Genomic DNA, 17,857 nt, shown 5'->3' with positions numbered 1-17,857 from the left:
AAAGGAGCCTTACATTGAAGCATTTTTTTCATAACAGCAAAGAATCCGATGATGTCTTTATTCTATTGCACGGAACAGGTGGTAGGGAAACAGATTTACTGCCAGTTGCGGGTCAAGTAGACCTTTCCCTTTCTGTCTTAGGAATTAGGGGAGATGTAATTGACAATGGACATTTCCGGTATTTTAAACGAAATGCAGATGGTTCCATGGATGAAGGTTCTTTACTATTAAAAACAAGTGATGTTATTCATTTTATAGAAAATGCAGCCTCAACATACGAATTTGAAAAGAAGGCCCTTCACCTTATTGGTTATTCAAATGGAGCGAACATGGCTGTCAGTTTATTGATGCATAAACCTGAACTCTTTAGAAGTGGTTTGTTGTTACATCCAAGCCACCCTCTAAAATCATTTGATGATACCCAATTGAATGGGTTAGATATCTTTATGACTGCCGGAGCCTTAGATCAAATCGTACTCCCGAGTGAAGCTGTACAACTAAAGCAACACCTTAGCCAATTAGGGGCTAGTGTATCGTTTTTTATGACAGACCATGGGCATGAGTTAAGAACCACTGAATTTACCGAAGCTGCAAAATGGTGGAAAGAGAAAATCAAACAAGAAAAGAAAGGAAAGTAGATAAATGATAAAAATTGTATCAATTTGTGGGAGCCTGAGAAGAAATTCGTTCAACAAAAAACTACTAGAGGCTATTGAACAAGAGTCAAAAGGAAAATGGGATATGACGCTTGCGGCAATTGATAATTTACCATTATTTAATGAAGATCTTGAAATGGGAGGAGACCCTGAAGAGGTGACTGTTTTTAAAAAGAAGCTAGCAGATGCAGATGCGATCCTAATAGTCACGCCGGAATACAACTCCGGAATTCCGGGCGGCCTTAAAAATGCGTTGGATTGGGCTTCTCGTCCCGTAAAATCCTCAGCATTCAGTAACCGTCCGGTAGCTATTGCTGGTGCTACACCAGGTAGCGCAGGCACAGCTCTTTCCCAAATGCAGCTAAGACAAATCCTCGTTGCAATGAACGCAAATGTATTGAGTGGTCCTAAGGTACTGGTAGGAGAAGTGCACAAGAAACTAGAAGCTGATACCAAGCAGATCAACGACCTTAGAACCCTGGATCATCTACAATCATTTATTCATAGTTTCACAGATTTTGTAGAGATGTACAAGAAGGCGGAGTAGGTAAGATATTCTGTTTTATCTAATTTAATTAAAAGGAGAATTGCTATGAATGATCTGTTAGGAATACACCATGTAACGGCTATTACAAGCAGCGCAGAAAAAAACTATGATTTTTTCACTTATGTTCTAGGTATGCGTTTAGTCAAGAAGACAGTCAATCAAGATGATATTCAGACGTATCATTTATTTTTTGCCGATGATAAAGGAAATGCGGGGACAGACATGACTTTCTTTGATTTTCCGGGTATTCCCAAAGGTGCCCATGGAACAAATGAAATCTCAAAAACATCATTCCGTGTACCAAGTGATGCCGCATTAGATTATTGGGTTAAACGTTTTGATCGTCTGGAAGTTGCGCACTCAGGCATTAAAGAACAGTTTGGTAAAAAAACTCTTTCTTTCGTGGATTTTGATAACCAACAGTATCAATTCATTTCAGATGAATTGAATGTAGGAGTTAAATCGGGAACACCGTGGCAAAATGGTCCAATTCCTTTAGAATATGCGATTACTGGTTTAGGGCCTGTTTACATCCGGACAGCTCATTTTGATTATTTCAAGGAAGTGTTAGAAAAAGTATTTCATATGCGCGAAGTTGCAGTAGAAGGCTCACAACACTTATTCGAAATGGGGGAAGGTGGAAACGGTGCACAACTAATTGTTGAATACAATAATGTTTTACCTCAAGCTAGGCAAGGCTTTGGGACCGTACACCATGTAGCCTTTCGTGTAAAAAATAAAGAAGAATTAGAACAATGGAAACAACGCTTAGATGACTTTAACTTGCCTAACTCAGGTTACGTTGAACGTTACTACTTTGGATCTTTATATTCTAACGTTGTCCCGAAAATTTTATTTGAATTCGCTACAGATGGTCCTGGATTTATGGGGGATGAACCGTACGAAACACTAGGTGAAAAACTTTCATTACCGCCTTTCTTAGAACCAAATCGTGAAGCCATCGAAAAAGCGGTGCGGCACATAGACACAGTGAGAAGTGGGAAAGAATTCCCAAAAGAATATGAATAATATTGCTGTACCATTTAGGTGTTTGAACATAGAGCATCCATTGAACTTACTCAAAGGGTGCTCGTATTCTAATGTAACTGTAGGAAAGCTATTGACCAATTACATTTAAAACAATCTGTAGAAATTCTTTTGCTTCAGGGTTGGCGGAACCTGTTTTGGACCAGATCCCCCAAAAGCTATATTGATCTATACCAGGTTTCCTCAAGGGGATTATCGCTAAGTTTCCATTTAAAACATCAGGATGATTGGCAAAAGTACGGTTATGAACGATTACAATTGCATGTCCACTTAAGACTGCGAATTTTAAGACTTCAATATTATTTGAAGTGAAGAAGAGTTTCATATCGCTGACATACTGCTCATTAACGGCTTTGACATGCTCAGAATTATGAACAACAAACTTCTCATCTTTTATATCCTCGACTGTTAAAAAATCTTTGTGATACAGGTGTGAATGTTTGCTTACACATACACATGGATAACCGGTAAAAAGGAATTCATATTCGATTGTATTAATGATATCCGATCGCTGTAATTCGTTTATGTCTTGTTGAGAAAACCCTATGTCTATTTTATCGTCTTTTATGGCTTCAATGATATCGTCTTTTTCCATTTCCACGATTTCTACTTCAATATTCGGATTTTCTTTATAAAAAAGTAAAAAGGCATCATAGACCACATAGGTCAAGGCCAGCCCGCAACCTATCTTCAAAGTCTTATATTTACTGTCTGGACTAAATTCATTATAGAGATCCTCTGTTTTTTTTAAAATATCAGAAGCACTCTTAATTATTTTTTTTCCTTCTAATGTCGGTATGGCACCTTCACGCGTACGATTAAAAATCGTAATACCAAATTCCTTTTCAAGTTGAGTGATGGCCTTACTTATAGCCGGCGTTGTAACATGAAGTTTTTTAGCCGCCTTGGTTAAAGATCTTTCTTTTGAAACTTTTATAATATATTTTAATTGATCAAAGTTCATTAATTCGGGAGCTCCTTTATGATGTTCAGACGTATTCATAAAAAATGCTATCTATTATTTGACATTAAACGATTATATATTATTTTACATGCTTTAACCACTTGTAGAACTAGTGGACATGCTTACTTTAGTGTTAATTTCCCTTTTAGAAACTAGAACATTTTGGAACTCTAAATACTTTTCTAACATTAACTAAAAAACATTTCTAACAAATATTAAATATTCTGGTCATATGAACTTGAGAAAAGTCATGGGGATATTCCTCGAGATATGGCGAAAAGAGAAACCTAACAAAAGTTAAGGGAGAGGAAAATGGAAAATAGAATGAGAGAGCAGTTAGTCAATCTCAATGAGGGATGGAAAGAGAAAAATTTAGGTCCTATAAATGATATTGAAAGACTCCAAACAATTATTGCCCAGCTTTCACACGAAATTAATAATTCACTAACGATCATTAAAGGAACCTTACAACTTTATAAAGCAGAGACTAAAGACCAAACAACAAACGCATTTATTGAATTATCAGAGTCGAACATATTAAAAATTAGTGAGGTTTTGGATGAATATAATTTCTATTTAGGACCGCATTCAAAGTTAGAAGATATAAACCTAGCCGGTATGATTGAAGAATTATTAATAGAATATAGACACCAATTAGATTATGTCGATGTAATTACTTACTTCGATAGAGTACCAGTTGTTAAAGGGGATTTTAATCGATTAAGAGTTTGTTTTAGTCACATTATTCGAAATAGTATCGAAGCCATGTCAGCAGGCGGAACATTACGTATTAGTGTAGTCCAAGCGACTTCTGGTTATAAAATAACTTTTGAAGATAACGGTTGCGGAATGTGTGAACGCGAACTTTATAGATTTGGCAAACCATTATATTACCTCTCTTCTAAAGGTAAAGAAAGAGGCCAATTGAGTTTATTAGGCTTTATTTCTAATTATCCGATCAATATTTCAGTTCGCAGTAAAAAAGGTAGTGGAACGTCTATAGAAATTGATTATCCCATTCATTACTAAATATAGGAGATGTGGATATGGCATCAAGTATTTTCCTAAACAGAGTCAAACGATGTGAAAAATTAGAAGTATTAATGGATGAAATTAATACTATAGCAAATATCATCATTAAGGAACATTATAGAGAAAGAGAAATCTCAGAACTGATATTCAAAATGTACATTTTAAGTAAAAGAGCGAAAGAGCTTCATGAAATAGAAGTGAATGACAAATGATGAAAATAGTACTAATTGAAGAAAATGATGCGTTAGGAGAAATGTTAAGTTTCTATCTTGAAGAAGTAGGTTACGATGTCGATTGGTACACGTATGGAGAAAGTGCACTCCTTAGTCTTTTGAATATAAAACCAGATTTGATCATTTTTAATCTATCCCTTCCAGATTTCAATGGTCATGAACTAAGGATCGAGATGCAAAAGTATTATCGAGGACCAATGATAATGTTATCTGAAGACAAAAATACCACAGATATTGTCCAGGCGTTAGAAGCAGGGCTGGATGATTTTTTTTATGCACCATTCAATATGAAGGAGTTACAGGCGAGAATAGAAGCGGTATTAAGAAGGGGATTGACTAAATCCGTCTCTACATTGCTAGAACAAAAGCAAATAAGTGACCAAATTGAACTAAATAAGGAGAAAAAAGCCGTTTTTATTGATGAGCAACTGATCTCCTTAACAGATTCTGAGTTTAAGATACTATCTCTCATTCAGGGAAATCCGAACATTGTATTTAGCCGAGAAAATTTAATTAGGTCGATAAACGATGGAAAGAAACTTGTATATGACCGAACTATTGACGTACATATTTTTAACCTTAGAAAAAAGATAGAAAAAAACCCTAAAATACCTAAACGAATAGTAACGGTAAGAGGAATAGGGTACGTATGGAAAGAAATTATATCTTAATATAAATTATGGCTTAAATTATTCTACTATGGGTGATTAGGTTGAATAAAAAAAAATGGACAGAAGAAGAAGTTTTCTACTTAACTGAAAGTGTTGGTAAGTATACATTATCAACTATTTCAGAACGTTTAGGGCGTTCTGAAACCTCAGTATTAATGAAAATGAAACGGTTAGGCATTGCAAATACTAGATCACAAACAGGGTTATTAACTACCTTGGAGTTAGCAAAACTATTAAAGATTAATACCTCTTCTGTACGAAGGTGGATCACTGAGCATGGTTTAAAGTGTACACAGAAAAAAACCAGATCAAAAAGGTTTTATTATTTTATAGACCCTGAGGATTTTTGGGAGTTTGCATTTCAAAATCGTGAGAAAATTGATTTTTCTAAAATAGAACCTCGCACCATTCTTCCAGAACCAGATTGGCTGGCTCAAGAACGTAAAAAAAGCCAACAATCTAAAAAAATTAAAAAGTACAAAAGATGGACTACACAAGAAGAAGAGTTGTTGAAGAGGTTAGTTAATGAGGATGAATATTCTATTAGAAAAGCAGCAAAAAAATTAGATCGATCTATTATTAGTGTGTATCGTAAGCTAATTCGTATAAGTTAAAATGAGTAGCTAACCATTCCCAAGCATCGATCTTAATTTGAGCACAGTCCACAAGTTGGGTAACTGTTTTATCCAACGTTAAAATATATGTATTAGAAAGGAGAAATTTTAATTCTATGAAAGTCAAAAAAGCTACTTGGGTAGAGAAGTTTTACGATATCATATCTGTTTCGGCTATTGGTGGATCTGCCCTTTTATTACTACATGTGGAACAAGGTGTCATACCCCTAGAGCATTTAGTAAAATTTGTTTTAATTCTTATTCCTGTCTGGTGGGCATGGGTTGGCCAAACGCTATTCTATAATCGGTTTGCTGAAGATTTTTCAGCTCATCGTTCGTTGATGATTATTCAAATATTGTTCATTTTGTTAATGACAGCTAGTTTATCTGTGAATTTTGATCCTTATTATATACCTTTTCTAATTGGGTATGCCGGAGTTCGCCTTTTAACCCTTTTACAATATTTGTGGGTTAGTAGGGTTACAAGTGGAGATCGCCAACGAGTAGCTAAGTTCTTGGGATATAGCTTTTTAATTGGCCTTTCCATCTCCTTGTCTTCTGTTTTTTTCGATTCTTGGGTTAGGTACTTGGTTTTATATCTTGGTATATTTATTGATATGCTAGCACCTATAATTGGACGTAAAATTCTGATCAAGATACCTACAGACCTTTCACATTTACTAGAAAGATTTGGCCTTCTAACTTTTATTTTAATTGGAACCTCTATAGTTCGTATTATCGCTACTTTACAACCTGAACAAGGAAACTTGGAATCTATTAGTTTTGCGCTTCTCTCATTCACAATCTTAATTACGATATGGTGGCAATACTTCGGTAACGTGGAAAAGAAATTAAATAAGGGAAAAGAAAGTACGGGCCAGCCAATCATATATGGCCATTTATTACTTTTTATATCTATAAATACAATAGTAGCAACAATCCAATTAGCTTTCTTGAACGATATTGACTACCAGTTTTTACTAATTATTTCTTTAGTAGCTGTTATCATCTATATCTTGTCGGTCACTCTTATTTTTTATCAATATCGGCTTACTGATCGTAGGTTGAACATCTATCATCTAGCACTTATATTGGTTGTTTTAATCGTTGTTTTTCTTTTTAATCTATTTATAACCGTGCCTAATATTGTAATTTTCATCCAATTAGTTATCTTTTTAATTATTCACACGAAAATTTCTACGTAATACGAAATAATGATTACTTTAATCCAATTGTGTGGGGCAAAAAAGGAGTGCACGACTTGAAAAAAATTACTTTGTTGTTTTTCTCTGCTGTCAGTCTTACTTTTTTATGTGTAGTTGTCTGGTGGTTAATTTCACCAATGTTTTTGGATCAGGTTGTCGATGAGGCTCTTCCTAAAGAAGAACATGCATCTGAACTGGTTTTAGATGGCGCTGGACCTAAACTCGATACTGATAAAGATAAAGATGAAAAAAATCAAGAGCTTTTAGAGTACGAACCTGTGCTACAGTTTATTGGATCGTTTGTTGATGGCGAGCGAAACTATAAAGCATCTGGAATAGCTAAAACAATTGAAGCTTCCGGAACTCGTTATTTAAGATTTGAGGACTTTAATGTTACCAATGGTCCAGATTTGTTCGTTTATCTTGTTAAGTCTGGAAAAGATACAACTGATGGTATTAATTTAGGTAAACTAGGTGGAAACATCGGAAATCAGAATTATGAACTTCCTATAGATATAGATTTGATTGAATATAGTTCGGTTGTTATCTACTGTCGAGCGTTTAGTCGTATATTTGGCACGGCTGATTTAAGTTTATCTCAGGATTGAATTAATTCCTGAGAGCTTGAATTATATTAGCAATACGAGGTTAACTATTCTATTTACTTATTAAGTCTTACGATAGAGCCATATTAAAATCTGATGAAAGAATGAGAAAGAAGTAACTCTTAATTAATGGGTATAATCGTTTAACAGTATCATAGTTAATAAAAAAACCTTAATCAAATGATTAAGGTTTTTTTGATTCAGCAACTGAACATTTGAAGATTAAACTAGACCAATTTCATCTTTAAGTTTTCTATTTTTTCCTCTAGCGATTTAGAAAGCAAATAGATTTTCGAATTCTAAATAAATTTTAACATTTTTTGAAGAACATTCCTAACATATATAAAATAATCTGAATACATGAAGCATTAGGAAAGTCATAGGTATTATATCCTGATCTTGAGAATGGAGCTACTAAAGTAAAGGGGTGAGAGAAATGGTAATTATAAGGAGAGAAAAATTAATTAGTAAAAATGAGGGATGGGAAAAAGAGATTTTAATTCCTTTAAGCGATAATGAAAGACACCAAGCAATCCTTTCTGAACTAACACATGAAATTAATAATGCACTAACAATTGTTAAAGAAACCTTACAACTTTATAAAGCAGAAACTAAAGACCAAACAACAAACACAATTATTGAATTATCTGAGTTAAACATCATTAAAATTAGTGAGATTTTGGAAGAATATAATTCTTATTTAGGCCGGACTTCAAAGATAGAAGATATTAACCTAGTCGCTTTGATCGAAGAATTATTAATAGAATATAAAGATCAATTAAAATTTGTCAACGTAATTACTTATTTCGAAAGTAGAGCACCAGTTGTTAAAGGTGAGTTAAATCGATTAAAGTTTGTTTTAGTCACATTATTCACAATAGTATTAAAGCGATGTCATCTGGAGGAACATTACGTATTAGTGTAGTGCGAGAGACATCTAGTTTTATAGTACCCTTTGAAGATAATGGATGCGGAATGTGTGAATTGGAACTTTATAGATTTGGCAACCCACTATTTCAACTTTCCTCTAAAGGTAAAGAAAGAGGTCAATTGAGTTTACTGGGTTTAATTTCTAATTATCCGATCAATATTACAGTTTTTAGTAAAAAAGCTAGTGGAACTTCTGTAGAAATTGTTTATCCCATTCAACAATAAATATAGGAGATGAGGATATGGTATCGAGTATTTTTCTAAACAGAGTTAAACGATGTGAAAAAATAGAAGTACTAATTGATGAAATGTATATTTTAGCGAGGATAATCATTGAGGAAAATTATAAGGAAGGAGAACTCTTAGAACTATTATCCAAAGTATATCTCTTAAGTCAAAGAGCGAAAGAACTTCATGAGACGAAAGTTATACTAAAATGAAGAAAGTGAATAATGTTTCAGGTTTTAATTCACTGTATTAAAGCGGCTAGATGAAAAATTTGAAGATGTTTCAAATTCATCGGATCTAAAAAAGTTAGAGGGTACAAAAGGAGAAGATTTTATTGTTCAGCAAAATACAAAGTAAGATGATGATTTTAATGGTTAGTATGTTAATTGTAACTATAGCCATAGTTTCTTATGTTACCTACAAGGAAACAACTCAGTTAATCCAAAGCAGTACAAAAAATGAGGCCTTTAATGCTGTTTATGAAATCACCAGATATTCAAATCAATATTTTGAAAACTTTGGAGATCAACTACTGTTAAATAGTTCTAATGAAAGAATAATAAATTATATTAAAGGAATCAATCAAGAAGATGAACAGATGATTTCATCATCACAGCAACCCGTTGTGGACAGTTTTGATCATTTTATGAAGTTAAATGAAAGTATTCAGCTAACATACATAGGAACAAAAAGTAAGGAAATGGAAGTCACTCCACCTGTTAATTTGCCAGAAGGGTTTGATCCAACGAGCCGGCCTTGGTACATAGATGCTGAAAACAATCCTCACGAAGTGGTTTGGACTGATCCCTACATAACCGAAGATGAGAGTGGAGAGGTTGTGGTAACTGCTGCAAAAGCAGTACTGGAGCCTGAAACAAGTGAAGTTATAGGTGTTATAGGATATGATATATCGCTTAATGCATTAACAGCTATTATTAATCAGGTAGAAGTAAACTATCAAGGATACACATCTCTTTTTGATGCAAACGGTATAGCACTGGTTCATCCTACTCTGACTGGGGAAGACCTTTCGGAAAATGAAACAGTTAAACAAATGTACTTAGGTGAACCCAGTGGTATTATTGAATATCGTTTTGATGATCAAGATCGTTTTATGTATTACAGTACGATCCCTGAAACAGGATGAAAGGTTAGTGCCATTTACATTATAGATCATATGTTCGCCGAGTTATATGACCTAAGAACTAAAATCATGCTGATCTCTATAATTATGATAACGTGCTCAATTGGTGTAGCGTACGTCGTTTCACGTAATATAACTTCACCGATAAAGACATTACAAGCACATATGCAGAAAGTGGCATCGGGTGATTTAACGATAGTAGCAACACATAAATCACGTGATGAAATTGCTGATTTAACAAAAAATTTCAACATCATGATAAATAAGATGAAGACATTAATTAATGCAGTCCAAACATCTGCAGGGGAAGTAAGCGCTTCCGCTCAAAGTTTAAGTGCAATTTCTGAGCAAACCATCGCGTCTAGCGAAGAAGTCTCTTTAGCAGTGACAGAAATTGCAAATGGAACAGTACAACAAGTGGATGATGTGGAAGAAACAAAATATCAAACGATTTTATTATCTGAACAAATCGAAAAGGTCACAAAAGAAACATATCTTATAGAACAGGTTTCGATCAATACTAAAGGTGCAAGCGAAACCGGTAGATCCAGAGTTGAACTACTACAGGAAAAATCGGTCGAGACGAATGATGTTCTTCATAATGTAGAGGACGTAGTAATGGGACTGTCCGAAAAAATATCTGAAGTTCAACATGTGATAGGAATCATTCAAGGCATCTCTGAACAAACCAACTTATTAGCGTTGAATGCAAGTATTGAAGCAGCAAGAGCGGGAGAGCAAGGGAAAGGGTTTGCAGTTGTAGCCAATGAAGTGAGGAAACTAGCTGAGGAGTCTTCCAAGGCGACTGTACGAGTAAATGATACGATAAATGGTATTGTTACCCAATCTGAAAAAGTAAAATCAGAAATTAATCAATCAAAAGAAATATTTCTCTTACAGACCAAGTCCGTGGACGATACAGAAGCCGCTTTCAAACAAGTAGAAGCTTCTATTGAAGAAATTGTAACTTCTTTAACTGCAATTCGAACTGAAGTTGAGACGATGACAAACCAAAAAAATAAAGTTATGGATAGTATTCATAATATTGCTGCAGTAGCTGAGGAAGCCGCAGCGTCAGTGGAAGAGGTTAGTTCAGCAAGTGAACAACAAGTAGATAGCTTAACACAAGTTGCTAATGCAGCAGAACAGCTTAACCAGGCAAGTTCCAATTTATTAGATCTAGTAAGACAATTCAAGGTGAAATAGTTACAACTTGGGACATCATGAAGGGGATGATTAGCGTGACAAAAACGATAGGGAGAAAATTAGGAACCGCACTATTTATTATCTTAATTTTGGTTTTAGGAGTTGGTTTATTATCCAATTGGAGTGCTAGGCAATTAAATGCCAATGTTGAACTTTATTCATCTAGTGTTACTCCTAAGATTGAATATTTAGGGGATTTCAATTACCATTCTGAACGTGTTTTAACTTTAATGCAAAGGCACATCTTATCTAAAGATAGACCTTTCAAGATTAGGTATGAGGAAGAGTTAAACGATAACTTGGCAGAAATAGATGAAATAATATTATTATATGGGGACTTACTTCATACTGAACATGAAAAAGACTTGTTCTATTTATTAATCACAGAGTGGAATAAATTCCAATCAAGTCTTTCAAAAATCCTTCAATACAGTAAAAATTACAAAAGTGATGAAGCTGTCCTTTTATCCTATGATTCTAACGTTATTTTTGATAGAATGCAGGTTCCGTTAGATACTCTATTGGAACTACATAAGGATAAAGGTAAAAATTTGGCTGATAGGAGTCAATGGACTTATCGAATGGTTGTTAGTAATTCAATCATTATGATAAGCATTGTACTCATTGTTTCTATTTTAATCCTATTGTGGTTAATTAAGACCATTAGAGATCCAATACTAGTAATATCAAATCAAGTTCGAGAAGTGGCCAAGGGTAATTTGAACCTGCAACCTTTAGCAATAAGGTCCAAAGATGAAATTGGTACTTTGGGACAAGATATTAATCAGATGACACAAGAGTTAACTACATTAATTTCCAAGATAACAGACACTACACAGCTAGTTGCATCAACATCAGAACAATTATCTGCCGGTACTGAAGAATCTAGTAAAGCTATTTCTCAAGTGACAGAGTCGATCATGGCCATGACTGCTGGATCAGAGGAGCAAGTGAGAGCGAATAAAGACTTAGTAGATGTAATTCAAGAAATAACAAAGGGAATGGAAGAAGGTTCCGCCTCTATTCAGAGAGTGTCCCATTTAGCACAATCAACAAATGAGGAAGCCTTACAGGGAGAGGCAACAATTAAAGAAACGGTGGAGCAAATAGAAAATATCGTATTAACTGTTCAGTCTGTTTCAAACTCTATTCATAATTTAGGTCAAAAAAGCCATGAAATTGTGAAGATCGTGGATATGATAACGGATATTTCAGAACAAACCAATCTATTAGCTCTCAATGCTGCGATTGAAGCAGCTCGTGCAGGTGAGGCTGGAAAAGGTTTTGCTGTTGTAGCTGATGAAGTAAGAAAATTAGCTGAACAGTCAAAGCAATCGGGTATTAATATCAATAACATTGTAGAAACCATTCAAAGGGATGTCCGTGAGGTGACATCGAAGATGGTCGAAGGTGAGAGGGTTACGTTGCTCGGGAAAGACTCAGTTCATACTTCAGGACAAGCATTTCATAAAATAGTAACGATGATTGAAGAGGTTTCATCACAAACACAAGAGGTATCCGCTATTGTAGAAGAGGTAACGGCTAGCACTGTCTCCATAAATAATACTATTGAAACCGTCTCTAACATTTCTCTTCAAAATTCAGCGGGAACTCAAACCATTGCCGCTTCTGCAGAAGAGCAAAATGCATCGATAGAAGAAATCGCTTCTTCTGCAACCGTTTTAAGTGAGATGGCAACCGAGCTACAGGATATGGTTTCTAAGTTTAAAACATCTTAACTATAATATCAGAAAAAGTACATTCTATAGCCGTGTGAAAGGAGGTGTACCCATGGATATAGCCTTAGTATCAATGGCACTCAGCCAAGGAAAAGTACAGCAACAAGCTTCCATTTCTGTAATGAAAAAAGCGATGGGAAGTGCAGAACAACAGGGAGAAGCATTACAAAAATTGATGAGTACTACAAATTCAGTAAACATCCAACATGCAGCACAACCACATTTAGGTAGAAGTATTGATTTGAAATTGTGAAATTCAACGCGGCAGGAATAATATTCTAGATTTCTACTGTTGCTTAAAATTATTTAGGTGTAGGAACTCAGATTGCTAAATAGCCAGTATTATGTTAATGCTAATACTGGCTATTCTTTCACAAAATGATTTAACCAGGACAAAACATTAAGATTGTCAACCAGTAAATATAAAAAAGAGTGTGGTTTGGAGGAAATCTCTTAATCGCACATAAATGAAAAACATGAAACTTATGTTTTAATTCAAACAAGTGGATAAAGTATCCTTAATCAATTGATTAAGGATTATTTTGACTCTGCAAGTGAACTCTCTCAAATGTTTAAGTGTTTATGTACCTTTAGAACCCGGCAACCATTATCAATTCATCTGATACCCTGAATAATAGAACCCTTAGAGGAAATGCTAAAACAAAAACATAAAACAACTAAGGCAGGTTTTGCATTGATGTTTTCACGCCTACAGATGTCTTTTTTAATTATTATGTATACATCTATATCAAATCATGTGTTTATTATTCCTCATTTGCTCACGATTGCCAAGCGCGACTCTTGGATCTGTATCCTAATCGCCTATTTCATTTTTACTCTATGGGGTTTAATACTACTATTTATATTGCGAAGATTAAACCGTCAAAAATTATTTGATTGGTTAACAATAAGAGTAGGGAAAGCTATCGCTACTTTAGTCATTTTCCTTTTTGCTTTATTTCTTTTTATATCTGGACTCGTTTCATTTTACGATGTAATCCAAGTAATGAATATCTATTTTGTACCACAAACGTCCTTATGGTTAATTTCGGCGGTATATCTACTTCTGATAATTCCTTCGTGTATAAAGTCAGGTGTTAAAACAGCCGTTTATCTATCAGCTTTATTCTTGCCTATAGTGTGGCTTTTAGGGATGTTCGTTGCAGTGATTACAATACCAGATAAGTCATATGGATTATTATTACCTGTTTTTTTTAATGGGTATGAACCCATCCTCAAAGGAACTTTACTTGTTTTAGGAGGGAGTGTAGAGCTTATAGTTATATTATTATTACAACACAAATTAGAAAAATCATTTAGTGTTGGTCAATTCCTTATTTTAATAACTATTATAATTTGGCTTACTCTTGGGCCTACAGTAGGTTCACTGACCTCATTTGGCCCAAATTTAGCAAGTAATTTACGGTTTCCAGCATTTGAGCAATGGAGATTGGTTACTTTAGGACCAAAAATTACACATGTGGACTTTTTAGCAGTCTTTCAACTTCTTGTAGGAGCAACAATAAAGATTATCTTGTGTTTCAGTTTATTCATGGAACATTTAGAGATAAATTCAAATCGAGTAAAAAAGATGACTTTAGGATTCATTGCAATTATTTATGCAGTGATTTCATCCCTCCCTGTCAGCGATATAATTATGGAGCAATTTATAACATATAACATATATTTAAATTTTATATTATTTGGTATAGTTGTTTTTCTTTTCATACTTATCTTATGTTTTATACCTCAAAACCAAGAGAAAGGTGTTAATTCAAATTGAAGCATGTAAAAGTTCCAAAACAAATTAACCAACTTCAACACTCTTTAGAAAATGGAACATTAAAAGTAAATGAATTAAAGCAATCTTTTCAAAAGCATTCTGACATAAACTTTATTATTAAAGAAAATCGTAATATTTGTGCTTTTTATTGTGCTGGTATGATAGATCGATCAGAATTGAATGAGTATTTGAATGTCGCTTTTGAATATGCAACAAGACACTATGAGAAGATGGAAAATTGTACAGAATGTAAGGGCGCCCATGAAGAGGAAGAGCCTACTATTAATTCAGTATGTACCATTTCAGAGATGGTTGAAGCTTTATTTTCCGGATATGTTTTATTGTACACCTCTAATCAAAATTATTTTTATAGCCTCGATATTTCAAAGGTTCCACAACGAACACCTGAACAATCAACAACAGATGTTGCTTTAAAAGGTCCAAAGGATGCTTTTACTGAGGATATAAATATAAATATTTCTCTTATTAGAAAACGGATTAAATCTCTTGATCTCCTTAATGAGACCTTTACGTTAGGGACTATTACAAAAACTAAGGTTTCCATGTTATATCTTGATAAAAAAATAAATGAACAAATCGTAAAAGAAGTGATACACCGGTTAGAAAATTTTAAAGGAGTATCTTTAATTAGTGGCGGACAGTTAGAACAATGGATATCAGATAAAACCTTATCTTTGTTTCCTCTTTTCGATTATATTACTAGAGCTGATTTTGTGGTTGAGTGTCTATTAAAAGGCCGATTTGTATTAGTTGTAGACGGATCACCTATAGTTATTATTGGGCCAGCCAATCTATTTCTTTTATTAAAGTCTCCTGAAGATCTTCATTTTCCTTATTACTTTACTGCGTTTCAACGTATTTTGAGGGTTTTTGGTATTATAATAGCGATATTTTTACCAGCATTCTGGGTAGCTGTATCAAGTGTTAATTTATCACAAATACCTTTCGCGTTTTTAATGACAGTAGTGCTATCAAGGGCAGGAGTACCTTTACCACTCGCTGTAGAAACTTTATTAGTTTTAGGGCTTTTTGAATTACTTCGGGAAGCAGGAGTAAGAATGCCAGCTGCGGTTGGACAGACAGTTTCAATCGTTGGTGGACTTATAATCGGTGATGCGGCAATTAGAGCAGGTATTACATCGCCAGCATTAGTAGTAATAATAGCACTAACTGCAGTATGTACATATACATTGGTTAATCAATCTCTTACAGGTACAGTTTCTTTACTGAGAGTCTTTATGATCATACCTTCAGCTTTTTTAGGTGTATTCGGTTTTTTTATTGGAGTCATAGCAATTGCAATCTATCTTTGTCAACTTGAGTCCTATAAAATGAATTATTTAGAACCAGTTGTTACCTTGAAAATAAAAGATTTATTAGCTACACTTCTGATTAATCCTTTTAAAACCAAAGTTTTGACATGGAACGAACTTACAAAGAGGAGAGAATAGGGATGAAACTAACCTCTTTCATATCAACATTAATTATTATTTTCAATTTAATGTTACTAACAGCGTGTGGTGATATTAAAAACATTGAAGATCTAAATTACGTAACCGCAATAGGAATTGACTTTAGGGATGGAAAGTATATTGGGTATGTACAAATGGTTGGATTTCCAAGTGAAGCAGGAAGTGCTGGTGAAGGAGGTGGAGAAGAGGTTACTATGTATGTAGCTTCAGGTGAAGGGAGTACTTTTAATGAATCTCTATTCCAGATCTATCGAACGGCTCAAGAGAGGATTATATGGGCTCATGTAACTTCGATAGTTATTACGGAAGAGGCATTAGCAGAAGGGTTTGAGAATATATTCGATGGGATTACAAGGTATGAGGAGTTTAGATTGACTCCATGGATTTTTGCAACAAAAGAACCTATCGAAGATATCTTTACTACATCTGGTTTCTTTAATCAGGCACTCAATACTATCTTGCATAATCCTACTGATATACACGAACAAAGCTCTATCCTAGCACCCCAAAAGCTTTTTGAATTTGCAAGTAATGTATACGAGCCAAACTATACAGTAAATATCCCCACAATTAAAGTGAATGACACCCAATGGAAAAAAAATAAAAATAGAGAACTGAAACTAGAATATGATGGCGCATTTTTCATGCAAGGAGAGGAGCTTAAAGCTTATTTTCCAATAGACACAATCAAAGGGTACCGTTGGATTTCACCGGATTCTGTTCGTTTAGGAATACCTGTATCAAATCCAGAAGACCCATATTTTTTACTCGTTGTTAAAGACCCTTCAATTTCAACTGATATAATTGGCACAAATGAGAATATTGAATTTGAGTTTAACCTTAGAGCTAAAGGCTATATTGTAGTTAGAGATAAGAATAAGGTGCTTAATTATGAAGAGATGGTTAAAGTCTCCGAAGAAGCCATAAAGAAAGAAATAGAAGATTTATATAAATTAGGTCTTGAGGAAAATATAGATTTCTTCAATCTAGAACACACACTTTATCGTAAAAAACCCTATGTATGGAAAGATTTATCAAAGAGTGGACAAAAGGACAATTTAAAAGAGTTAAAGTTAACAAATATTAACGTTACAATAAATATAAAACACACAAGTGCATCTAAAAATAAGCAATTAAGAACAAAAAATAAATAAAAAGATTAAAGGATAACGCTTCTCAGTGTGATCCCGTTACACCCATCCCTCTAATTAAAGTGGGGATGAGTGTAACATTGAAGTATTGACGCACCTCTTCTTTTAGAAAAGATTTTATAGTACTATAAGACACTAACACTACTGTACAGTTCTTCTAAAATCATCTAATAGGCGACAGCATTTTTACCATCTACATTCACTTATTTATTAAAATTCCTAGAGAAATAAAAAAAACTAAATCTTTCCTAACATCTTGGTACTATTATTAATGCGTTGTGGTAGAAAAATTTTATGAAAACGTCATTCGTTTTATAATTTTTCCTATATTAAATAGATTCAGCTAAATAACTATTTGTTAATTTACAAAGTAGGTGGATTATTATATTTGTTAAGAAATATATTATTTTATTTTTAGTTTTATCAAGTTTTACACTTTTTTCAAGTCTAATATTGCTCATTAGTTTAGCTAAAAAAATATACACTTTTTCCTTTATACTTCTTATTACAATCATTTTAAATCACTATATAATAAGACAGTTATCGAAAAAAGTATTTCTCGATCATTAAGGAAGCGTTTAAATTAATTACTTCTCCCAGGGTGTTAAA

Annotated in this window: 20 protein-coding genes; 19 read left to right on the top strand and 1 reads right to left on the bottom strand. The window is 33.9% G+C overall.

What is annotated here, in order from left to right; translation table 11 throughout:
* Nucleotides 1-14 precede the first annotated feature (14 nt).
* Genes ACNSTQ_RS14505 through ACNSTQ_RS14495 form a run of 3 tightly spaced genes read left to right on the top strand, consistent with a single transcriptional unit; the run spans nt 15 to nt 2,232 of the window.
* Nucleotides 15-638: an alpha/beta hydrolase gene (locus ACNSTQ_RS14505; RefSeq protein WP_418200529.1), complete on the top strand. Its 624-nt coding sequence runs from the start codon at nt 15-17 to the stop codon at nt 636-638.
* 4 nt (nt 639-642) lie between these two features.
* The gene (locus ACNSTQ_RS14500; RefSeq protein WP_418200528.1) at nt 643-1,203 is read left to right on the top strand and encodes an NADPH-dependent FMN reductase; all 561 of its coding nucleotides are present in this window, start codon (nt 643-645) and stop codon (nt 1,201-1,203) included.
* Nucleotides 1,204-1,248: 45 nt separating this feature from the next.
* A complete protein-coding gene (locus ACNSTQ_RS14495) occupies nt 1,249-2,232 on the top strand; it encodes a ring-cleaving dioxygenase (protein WP_418200527.1) in 984 nt (327 codons plus the stop codon).
* A gap of 88 nt (nt 2,233-2,320) precedes the next feature.
* On the opposite strand, the gene ACNSTQ_RS14490 is transcribed toward ACNSTQ_RS14495, so the two are convergent.
* A complete protein-coding gene (locus ACNSTQ_RS14490) occupies nt 2,321-3,214 on the bottom strand; it encodes a LysR family transcriptional regulator (protein ID WP_418200526.1) in 894 nt (297 codons plus the stop codon).
* A gap of 312 nt (nt 3,215-3,526) precedes the next feature.
* Between ACNSTQ_RS14490 and ACNSTQ_RS14485 the strand changes: the two genes are divergently transcribed.
* The 16 genes from ACNSTQ_RS14485 (at nt 3,527) to ACNSTQ_RS14410 (ending at nt 17,251) form a co-directional block, all read left to right on the top strand.
* On the top strand, nt 3,527-4,243 hold the full coding sequence (locus tag ACNSTQ_RS14485; protein ID WP_418200525.1) for an ATP-binding protein: 717 nt from the start codon (nt 3,527-3,529) through the stop codon (nt 4,241-4,243).
* 17 nt (nt 4,244-4,260) lie between these two features.
* Nucleotides 4,261-4,458, top strand: coding sequence for a hypothetical protein (locus tag ACNSTQ_RS14480; RefSeq protein WP_418200524.1), 198 nt, complete (start codon nt 4,261-4,263; stop codon nt 4,456-4,458).
* Nucleotides 4,455-5,150: a response regulator transcription factor gene (locus tag ACNSTQ_RS14475; RefSeq protein ID WP_418200523.1), complete on the top strand. Its 696-nt coding sequence runs from the start codon at nt 4,455-4,457 to the stop codon at nt 5,148-5,150. The genes ACNSTQ_RS14480 and ACNSTQ_RS14475 overlap by 4 nt, the downstream gene beginning before the upstream one ends.
* Nucleotides 5,151-5,191: 41 nt before the next feature.
* A complete protein-coding gene (locus ACNSTQ_RS14470) occupies nt 5,192-5,764 on the top strand; it encodes a hypothetical protein (RefSeq protein ID WP_418200522.1) in 573 nt (190 codons plus the stop codon).
* A gap of 116 nt (nt 5,765-5,880) precedes the next feature.
* On the top strand, nt 5,881-6,969 hold the full coding sequence (locus tag ACNSTQ_RS14465; protein WP_418200521.1) for a low temperature requirement protein A: 1,089 nt from the start codon (nt 5,881-5,883) through the stop codon (nt 6,967-6,969).
* A 56-nt stretch (nt 6,970-7,025) separates the two neighbouring features.
* Nucleotides 7,026-7,577: a DM13 domain-containing protein gene (locus tag ACNSTQ_RS14460; protein WP_418200520.1), complete on the top strand. Its 552-nt coding sequence runs from the start codon at nt 7,026-7,028 to the stop codon at nt 7,575-7,577.
* 433 nt (nt 7,578-8,010) lie between these two features.
* A complete protein-coding gene (locus ACNSTQ_RS14455) occupies nt 8,011-8,499 on the top strand; it encodes a hypothetical protein (RefSeq protein WP_418200519.1) in 489 nt (162 codons plus the stop codon).
* Nucleotides 8,466-8,729, top strand: a complete 264-nt coding sequence (locus tag ACNSTQ_RS14450; RefSeq protein WP_418200518.1) for a hypothetical protein — start codon at nt 8,466-8,468, stop codon at nt 8,727-8,729. Before ACNSTQ_RS14455 ends, ACNSTQ_RS14450 begins: the two co-directional genes overlap by 34 nt.
* Nucleotides 8,730-8,746: 17 nt before the next feature.
* Nucleotides 8,747-8,944: a hypothetical protein gene (locus ACNSTQ_RS14445; RefSeq protein WP_418200517.1), complete on the top strand. Its 198-nt coding sequence runs from the start codon at nt 8,747-8,749 to the stop codon at nt 8,942-8,944.
* A gap of 122 nt (nt 8,945-9,066) precedes the next feature.
* Complete coding sequence (locus ACNSTQ_RS14440) at nt 9,067-9,879, top strand: cache domain-containing protein (RefSeq protein ID WP_418200516.1); 813 nt, start codon at nt 9,067-9,069, stop codon at nt 9,877-9,879.
* A gap of 66 nt (nt 9,880-9,945) precedes the next feature.
* Nucleotides 9,946-11,082 (top strand): methyl-accepting chemotaxis protein, encoded by a 1,137-nt coding sequence (locus tag ACNSTQ_RS14435; RefSeq protein ID WP_418200515.1) that lies wholly within the window; start codon nt 9,946-9,948, stop codon nt 11,080-11,082.
* Nucleotides 11,083-11,117: 35 nt separating this feature from the next.
* Entirely contained in the window at nt 11,118-12,821 is a 1,704-nt protein-coding gene (locus ACNSTQ_RS14430) for a HAMP domain-containing methyl-accepting chemotaxis protein (RefSeq protein ID WP_418200514.1), read from the top strand.
* Between the two features lie 52 nt (nt 12,822-12,873).
* Nucleotides 12,874-13,074: a YjfB family protein gene (locus ACNSTQ_RS14425; RefSeq protein ID WP_418200513.1), complete on the top strand. Its 201-nt coding sequence runs from the start codon at nt 12,874-12,876 to the stop codon at nt 13,072-13,074.
* Nucleotides 13,075-13,473: 399 nt separating this feature from the next.
* A complete protein-coding gene (locus tag ACNSTQ_RS14420) occupies nt 13,474-14,604 on the top strand; it encodes an endospore germination permease (RefSeq protein ID WP_418200512.1) in 1,131 nt (376 codons plus the stop codon).
* Nucleotides 14,601-16,076 carry a spore germination protein gene (locus ACNSTQ_RS14415; protein ID WP_418200511.1) on the top strand — a complete coding sequence of 492 codons (1,476 nt, stop codon included), beginning with the start codon at nt 14,601-14,603 and terminating at the stop codon, nt 16,074-16,076. The genes ACNSTQ_RS14420 and ACNSTQ_RS14415 overlap by 4 nt, the downstream gene beginning before the upstream one ends.
* Nucleotides 16,077-16,078: 2 nt before the next feature.
* Nucleotides 16,079-17,251: a Ger(x)C family spore germination protein gene (locus tag ACNSTQ_RS14410; RefSeq protein WP_418200510.1), complete on the top strand. Its 1,173-nt coding sequence runs from the start codon at nt 16,079-16,081 to the stop codon at nt 17,249-17,251.
* The last annotated feature ends 606 nt before the right edge of the window (nt 17,252-17,857 follow it).

The sequence above is a fragment of the Alkalihalobacterium sp. APHAB7 genome, from assembly GCF_048323755.1.
Lineage (GTDB): Bacteria > Bacillota > Bacilli > Bacillales > Bacillaceae_F > Alkalihalobacterium.
Note: the sequence above shows the minus strand (reverse complement) of the source record. Positions and strands in the feature narration are given on the sequence as shown.

What these genes read in the sequence shown, in the direction of transcription:
- ACNSTQ_RS14475 (WP_418200523.1), top strand. Translation starts at nt 4,455, where the DNA reads ATGATGAAAATAGTACTAATTGAAGAAAATGATGCGTTAGGAGAAATG.
- ACNSTQ_RS14495 (WP_418200527.1), top strand. Translation starts at nt 1,249, where the DNA reads ATGAATGATCTGTTAGGAATACACCATGTAACGGCTATTACAAGCAGC.
- ACNSTQ_RS14455 (WP_418200519.1), top strand. Translation starts at nt 8,011, where the DNA reads ATGGTAATTATAAGGAGAGAAAAATTAATTAGTAAAAATGAGGGATGG.
- ACNSTQ_RS14490 (WP_418200526.1), bottom strand. Translation starts at nt 3,214, where the DNA reads ATGAACTTTGATCAATTAAAATATATTATAAAAGTTTCAAAAGAAAGA.
- ACNSTQ_RS14435 (WP_418200515.1), top strand. Translation starts at nt 9,946, where the DNA reads ATGCTGATCTCTATAATTATGATAACGTGCTCAATTGGTGTAGCGTAC.
- ACNSTQ_RS14425 (WP_418200513.1), top strand. Translation starts at nt 12,874, where the DNA reads ATGGATATAGCCTTAGTATCAATGGCACTCAGCCAAGGAAAAGTACAG.
- ACNSTQ_RS14480 (WP_418200524.1), top strand. Translation starts at nt 4,261, where the DNA reads ATGGCATCAAGTATTTTCCTAAACAGAGTCAAACGATGTGAAAAATTA.
- ACNSTQ_RS14420 (WP_418200512.1), top strand. Translation starts at nt 13,474, where the DNA reads ATGCTAAAACAAAAACATAAAACAACTAAGGCAGGTTTTGCATTGATG.
- ACNSTQ_RS14485 (WP_418200525.1), top strand. Translation starts at nt 3,527, where the DNA reads ATGGAAAATAGAATGAGAGAGCAGTTAGTCAATCTCAATGAGGGATGG.
- ACNSTQ_RS14450 (WP_418200518.1), top strand. Translation starts at nt 8,466, where the DNA reads ATGTCATCTGGAGGAACATTACGTATTAGTGTAGTGCGAGAGACATCT.
- ACNSTQ_RS14410 (WP_418200510.1), top strand. Translation starts at nt 16,079, where the DNA reads ATGAAACTAACCTCTTTCATATCAACATTAATTATTATTTTCAATTTA.
- ACNSTQ_RS14500 (WP_418200528.1), top strand. Translation starts at nt 643, where the DNA reads ATGATAAAAATTGTATCAATTTGTGGGAGCCTGAGAAGAAATTCGTTC.
- ACNSTQ_RS14465 (WP_418200521.1), top strand. Translation starts at nt 5,881, where the DNA reads ATGAAAGTCAAAAAAGCTACTTGGGTAGAGAAGTTTTACGATATCATA.
- ACNSTQ_RS14445 (WP_418200517.1), top strand. Translation starts at nt 8,747, where the DNA reads ATGGTATCGAGTATTTTTCTAAACAGAGTTAAACGATGTGAAAAAATA.